The following is a 5,734-nucleotide window of genomic DNA, read 5'->3' as shown; positions in this document are numbered from 1 at the left end:
GCACGTCGCGCTGCCGCGCGCCGATCGTGGCCCGCGGCGGGTAGAGCTCGACCTTCCGGGCCAGCTCGAGCAGCAACTTGTCGGCTATTCCGTGCGGCCCAAAAGCCTGTTCTTCCGGCGCGGTCTCACCCCGTCCTGGTCGAAGCCGACCCTGGTGATCCGCGACCAGCATATTCTCTCGCCGGTAGAGGCCGACCCGGTTCGTCCCGGCGATTACATCTACCTGCTGGCGCCGCCCGAGAAAGCCGAAGCGCTCGATCGTTTCTTCGTCGACATGCCGCCGAGTGCCGCGCCCGATCCGCATCTGCTCGGCGACTTCGCCGTATCAGGCGAGCACACGCTCGGTGAACTGGCGGAGGCCTATGGCGTCAAGATCGACGCCGATCAGGCCGCCCTGACGCTGGCCGACTACTTCGATATCCATCTCGACCATGCGCCGAAGGAAGGCGCAACGCTCGATCTCGACACCATCGTCCTGGTGGCGCGCACCATCAGCGGTGGAAGGGTGAGCGTGATCGGTCTTCGCTTGCCCGAAGATCCGGAGGATGTGCCGGCAGCGACGCGGCTTAATTCACTTAAACAGAAACTTGCAGGCCTCTGGTCGTCGGTCGCCGGGACCTGAAATTCAGGCCGGCGCTTGCGCGGTTGGCAATACCTCGGCTCCGCCAAACGCGGTGACGCGTCCGCGCCGGATGATCGCAATCTGGCTGGCCAGTTTCCGCATCTCGGCGGGATCGTGGCTGACATAGACCATGGGAATGCCGGCTTCGTCGCGCAAGCGGATGAGATAGGGGAGGATTTCTTCCTTGCGATCCTCGTCGAGCGATCCGAGCGGCTCGTCCATGAGCAGCAATCTCGGCTGCGACAGTAGCGCCCGCCCGAGCGCCACTCGTTGGCGCTCGCCGCCGGATAGCTTTCCGGGACGGCGATCCAGGAGATCGCCGATGTCGAGGAGTTCGGTGACGCGCCGCCAGAGGGCCGCGTCTTCCGTGAGACGGTTCATGCGCCGCCCGTAGTCGAGGTTTTTGCGTACGTCGAGATGGGGAAACAGCCGCGCGTCCTGGAAGACGTAGCCGATCCGGCGCCGGTAGACCGCGACCCGTGTTCCCGTCGACGTATCGTCCAGCGTCTCGCCGTCAATGGAGATCACGCCGCGGTCGGGCCGCATTAGCCCCGCGATCATGTTGACCAGCGATGTTTTGCCCGCGCCCGATGCGCCGAACAGGCCGGTGACGCGGCCTTCACTTGTAAAGGCAGCCTCGACCGTGAATTCACCAAGACGCTTTGAGACATCGACCCGCAGCATGATTAATTTCCATGCAGGCGCAGCGAGGCGCGCCGTGCAAACCATTCAGAGGCGACGAGGGCCGCGGTCGAGATCAGGATCGATACCACGACCAGGCGCAGCGCCGCCGCATCGCCACCCGGCGTTTGAATCAGCGCATAGATCGCCGACGAGATGGTCTGGGTCTCGCCGGGAATGTTCGACACAAACGTAATGGTCGCGCCGAATTCGCCGAGCGCCTTGGCGAACCCCAGCACCATGCCGGCGAGCACGCCGGATAGTGCGAGCGGCAAGGTCACGGTCAGGAACACCTGCCAGGGTGCCGCGCCGAGGGTTGCGGCCGCTTGTTCCAGCCGCCGGTCTACGGCTTCGATCGAAAGTCGGATCGGCCGTACCAGCAGCGGGAACGACATGATTCCGCAGGCCAGCGCAGCTCCAGTCCAGCGAAACGCGAAGACGACGCCAAGATGGTCGGCAAGCCACGCGCCGACAACGCCGCGGTGACCGAAGGTGAGGAGCAGGAGATAGCCGGTGACGACAGGCGGGAGCACCAGCGGAAGGTGGATGACCGCGTCGAGCAGGGACTTTCCCCAAAACTCACGGCGCGCCAGCAACCATCCCACCGCAATTCCGAGTGGGGTGGCGACCAGCGTTGCGACGGTCGCAACCCGCAGCGAGAGCAGGACCGCCGTCCATTCCGTGGGTGAAATGTCGAACACGCTGAAAATGCGATCAGGACGTATTGGTCAGGAAGGTAAATCCGTATTTTTCAAAAATCGTCTTGGCCGCCTGCGAGTGCAAAAAGGCGAGATAGTCGGTAGCGCCCGGACCAGCGGCATTTGTCGCAGCGACCGGATAGATGATGGCGGGGTGGGAATCGGCTGGGAAGGTGCCGACGATTTTCACTTGCGGTTCGACCCTGGCGTCGGTGGCGTAGACAATGCCGAGCACGGCTTCGCCGCGCGCCACCAGCGTCAGTGCCGCGCGTACGCTCTCGGCCATCGCCAATTTCGGCGCGGCCGCGTCCCACGCGCCGAGCTTTTGCAGCGCGGCCTTGGCGTATTTGCCGACCGGAACCGAATTCACGTCGCCAGTAGCGATCCGGCCATTGCCGGCGAGCTTGGCGAGGTCGAAGCCGGAGGCGATCGTTACCTTATCGATGGAAGAGTCCTTTGGCGCGACCAGAACGATGCTGTTGCCGAGCAGGTTCGTCCGCGTGTCCGTCTTGATGGTCTTTTGCTTCGTCGCGTAGTCCATCCAGTCGATATCAGCAGGCAGAAAAATATCGGCCGGGGCGCCCTGGTCGATCTGCTTGGCCAGCGCGGAGCTTGCGGCATAGCTTGCCGTGACCTTGATCGTGGTCCTGGCGGTATAGGCGGCGTCGACTTCGTCGAGTGCGTTCTTCATCGAGGCCGCTGCAAATACGGTCAGGCTTTCCTCGGCCGATGCGGGCGGTGAGGCAAAGCCGCACACGATCGTGAGGGCGAAAAGAATTTTGACAAGCCGGTTCATGGATGCGCTCCGCGCCCGAACGCGGCGCCATGCGGCGCGCGAAATCAGGCCTTGGTCAATCGTGAAGTGCGACAAGCGAAAGCGCCGTTCCGCCGCTCCCGCCGGCTTACGGCCGGTGGAAACGTCGCATGTGAAAAAACCATAACAGGCTGACGGTTCGGGTAAAAGTGTCCAAATGCCGCCCCGTTTGCGCGGCGCGCCCTTCATTCCGACGGCTGGACCACGAGCGAGATCGAATTCTCCCTGGCGCCGCTGATCTGAAGCACGAAGGGACTTGCCGAAAGGTCGAACTTCACGGCCTTGCGAATGCCTTCGCAATCGGTAGCGGCGCTGAACGCCCTTGGCTTTAGGAAATGACCGTCCTGCACCAGGTCAACCCACGCGCCCTTGGAGAGGCTTAGCGTGTAACTGCCGCGTTTCGGCACCGCCGGGAATTTGGCGAAGCCGGCGAAAGTGCCGTCCTTCGGCGCGCGTTCCGGCGGTGTCGGCAGTTTGGCGTCAGCCGGCGCGACGAGCGCGATCGTCACGCCAGTTGACGGCATAGCGCTAAGCTCGCTGCCGGAACTGAGCTTCGCGCGATCGGGTGCGGTCAGCGCCGCGCGCGCATGGTCGATATTCCATTTGAATTTGTCGCAGCCACTCGGCTCTTCCGCCGCCCAGGCGGTGGTGGACGTGAGCAAGGCCAAAACGAGAAGAGCAGAGCTGCGCATCATCAATCCACCGCTATCATGACGTCAGAAGCCTTCACGACCACCGTCACATGGCCTTTGGCTTTGATGCCGAGTTCGTCGACCGCCTCATTGGTGATCGCGGAGGTGATTACGTGCCCGTTGCCGATGTCGACCCGGACGTGGGAGGTCGTCGCACCTTTCTTGACTTCGAGAACGGTGCCTTTGATCTGGTTGCGTGCACTGATGCGCATGATGGTCTCCACACTGTCGAGCCGGGCTCTATTCGGCCGCGGGCGTGACGGCATTCTGATCGAACAGAAGATGGGATTGTCGTCCCGGTAAAGCCGCCGTGCTTACGGCATTAGCAGCGATATATCCTACCGCATACAACAGGTGGGCGATAGGCCAGCCCCCCGCAAATGTTATTGCTTGGCGTCCGGCGCGGACAGGACCTTGCGGCACTCGGCCGGCAGCTGCGCCAGCGTTAAGCCTGGCCTCGGCTCGGCCGGTTCAGGCGACGGCTTGGGATGGAGCACCTCATCCTTGAACCAGTAAGCGAGGTCGGCTTCGCTGCAGGCCTCGCCCTCCTTGTTCTCAGGCTGGCTCCGGCACGTCGTGCTGCCTGCCGGGCATCTGATGCGGATATGAAAGTGATAGTCGTGGCCCGGCCACGGCCTGATCTTGGACAGCCAACTGCGGTCACCCTTGGCTTCGCGGCAAAGCGCCTTCTTGATAGCGGGATTGACGAAGATGCGCTCGACGCTCGGTTCCTGCGCGGCATCGCGGATGACTGTCAGGTGCTGCGGCGTCCACGTGTTCGGGTCGATGTCGAGCCGGTCAGGCCGCACCATCATGACGGCAGACATGTCCTCGCGCTCGTTGCGTGACAAAGTGCGGTCCGGCATCGGAGTCAACCAGACATCGGCATCCAAGCCGACCTGATGGCTGGTATGGCCGGTGAGCGCAGGACCGCCTCGCGGCTGGCCGATGTCCCCAACAAGAATGCCGGGCCAGCCGGCGTCCTTGTGAGCCTTGGCCGCGAGGCGCTTCAGCAGCGCGATCATGTCGGGGTGGCCCCAGTAGCGATTTCGCGACAGCCGCATCACCTGCCAGGTCGGGCCATTGATCGGCAAAGGCTTCGCGCCTGCAATGCAGCCCTTGGAATAATATCCGATCACCCGTGTCGGCATCGCCGCAGGCAACAGCTTGCGCGCGAACAGTTGCTTGGCGCCGAGTTTGGGATCGTTCGGATTGGCGAGCGGCGGCAGCGGTTTTGGATCGATGCTGCCTTTGTCCTGGGCCGATGCGGCGGAATTGCCGGCAGCTAGTAAGAGAGCCAACAACATCGAGATAATAAACAGGCGCCGATTCATGGGCGCACTTTACCTGACGCACCGGCGACAGGGAATTCATCTATCGGAGAAAAAGAGCCTAGGCGCCGCGCCTGGTTCGCGACGAGGATACGCGTGTATTCCGCTTGTTCAGATGATAGGTCAAAGCGAGCGCGATGCAGTGGCGGAGCGCGGCTTCGTCGATCTTGTCCCCGGCGTTGAGCACGATGCAGCGATTGCCGCCGTAGCTCCATTTGTCGGGATAGAGTTCGCGGAACGTCGCGACGAGATCGGTCTGGCAATGAAAGCAGAGCGCGTATTGTTTGCCGGCCACATGATCGATGCGGACGGTGCTGCCGCTTTTGGTTTCCGTCGTGAGGTAACTGGGCTGGCCCCATTTCAGGGCTTCCTCGATCCGGCCGACACCCCGGGTGGCCTTGGCGGTAGCGAGGATCAGCCGACGCAGCGCTAATAATCTTGTCTTCGCCGGCTGCGGATAGGCTTTGAATACCGCATCGACGGCGTTGGCCTGCGAACGGTCCCCTGCTGCTTTCGATTTGATCGAGTTCTTCGAGGCGCCGGTCATTTCTAACTCCCGGCCGTCGATGGAGTCCTTGCGGCCAGGAAGCCTATCCTACGCGGCTTCGCGCAGGCCGGCGAGGAAACCATCGACGCTCTTGCGTCGAGACCGGCATTTACGGCCTCAAATGGTCGGCCCGCGCGGGATCGCACTGTTGGTCAGGATCCTCTTGCCGACGTCCTCGTAGTGCGTGTCGCGGGACTGGATCTGCTGCGCGATGGCATGGATGTCGCGGAACCGCCGCTCGAACGGATTCGATTTGAAGACGGCTGTCGCACCGGCCATGTGGTAGGCCGTATCGACCACCTCGACGGCCTGATGAATGGTCCAGGTCGCGGACAGGCGAATGGCCGTC

8 protein-coding genes and 1 pseudogene are annotated in these 5,734 nt (G+C 62.8%); 1 reads left to right on the top strand and 8 read right to left on the bottom strand.

Annotation, left to right across the window (positions count from 1 at the left end):
• The coding region (locus tag WB528_RS24360) for a transporter associated domain-containing protein (RefSeq protein ID WP_423891503.1) at positions 1-622 on the top strand (622 nt) is incomplete at its 5' end.
• A gap of 3 nt (positions 623-625) precedes the next feature.
• On the opposite strand, the gene modC is transcribed toward WB528_RS24360, so the two are convergent.
• The 8 genes and pseudogenes from modC to WB528_RS24320 all read right to left on the bottom strand — a co-directional run.
• Positions 626-1,306, bottom strand: coding sequence for a molybdenum ABC transporter ATP-binding protein (modC, locus tag WB528_RS24355; protein WP_423891502.1), 681 nt, complete (start codon positions 1,304-1,306; stop codon positions 626-628).
• 2 nt (positions 1,307-1,308) lie between these two features.
• Positions 1,309-2,004: a molybdate ABC transporter permease subunit gene (gene modB, locus WB528_RS24350; RefSeq protein ID WP_423891500.1), complete on the bottom strand. Its 696-nt coding sequence runs from the start codon at positions 2,002-2,004 to the stop codon at positions 1,309-1,311.
• Positions 2,005-2,017: 13 nt separating this feature from the next.
• Positions 2,018-2,797 carry a molybdate ABC transporter substrate-binding protein gene (gene modA / locus WB528_RS24345; RefSeq protein WP_423891498.1) on the bottom strand — a complete coding sequence of 260 codons (780 nt, stop codon included), beginning with the start codon at positions 2,795-2,797 and terminating at the stop codon, positions 2,018-2,020.
• A 203-nt stretch (positions 2,798-3,000) separates the two neighbouring features.
• Positions 3,001-3,507, bottom strand: a complete 507-nt coding sequence (locus WB528_RS24340; RefSeq protein ID WP_423891497.1) for a hypothetical protein — start codon at positions 3,505-3,507, stop codon at positions 3,001-3,003.
• A gap of 2 nt (positions 3,508-3,509) precedes the next feature.
• Positions 3,510-3,719, bottom strand: a complete 210-nt coding sequence (locus WB528_RS24335; protein ID WP_423891496.1) for a TOBE domain-containing protein — start codon at positions 3,717-3,719, stop codon at positions 3,510-3,512.
• Between the two features lie 171 nt (positions 3,720-3,890).
• Positions 3,891-4,814 (bottom strand): penicillin-insensitive murein endopeptidase, encoded by a 924-nt coding sequence (gene mepA / locus WB528_RS24330; protein WP_423891505.1) that lies wholly within the window; start codon positions 4,812-4,814, stop codon positions 3,891-3,893.
• Between the two features lie 85 nt (positions 4,815-4,899).
• Positions 4,900-5,385, bottom strand: coding sequence for a DUF1801 domain-containing protein (locus tag WB528_RS24325; RefSeq protein WP_423891494.1), 486 nt, complete (start codon positions 5,383-5,385; stop codon positions 4,900-4,902).
• 117 nt (positions 5,386-5,502) lie between these two features.
• A pseudogene (locus WB528_RS24320) lies at positions 5,503-5,734 on the bottom strand (hypothetical protein); the annotation flags it as partial.

This window comes from Bradyrhizobium sp. (assembly GCF_049586575.1).
Lineage (GTDB): Bacteria > Pseudomonadota > Alphaproteobacteria > Rhizobiales > Xanthobacteraceae > Bradyrhizobium.
The sequence above is the reverse complement of the archived record's forward strand: the minus strand, read 5'-3'. Positions and strand labels throughout refer to the sequence as shown.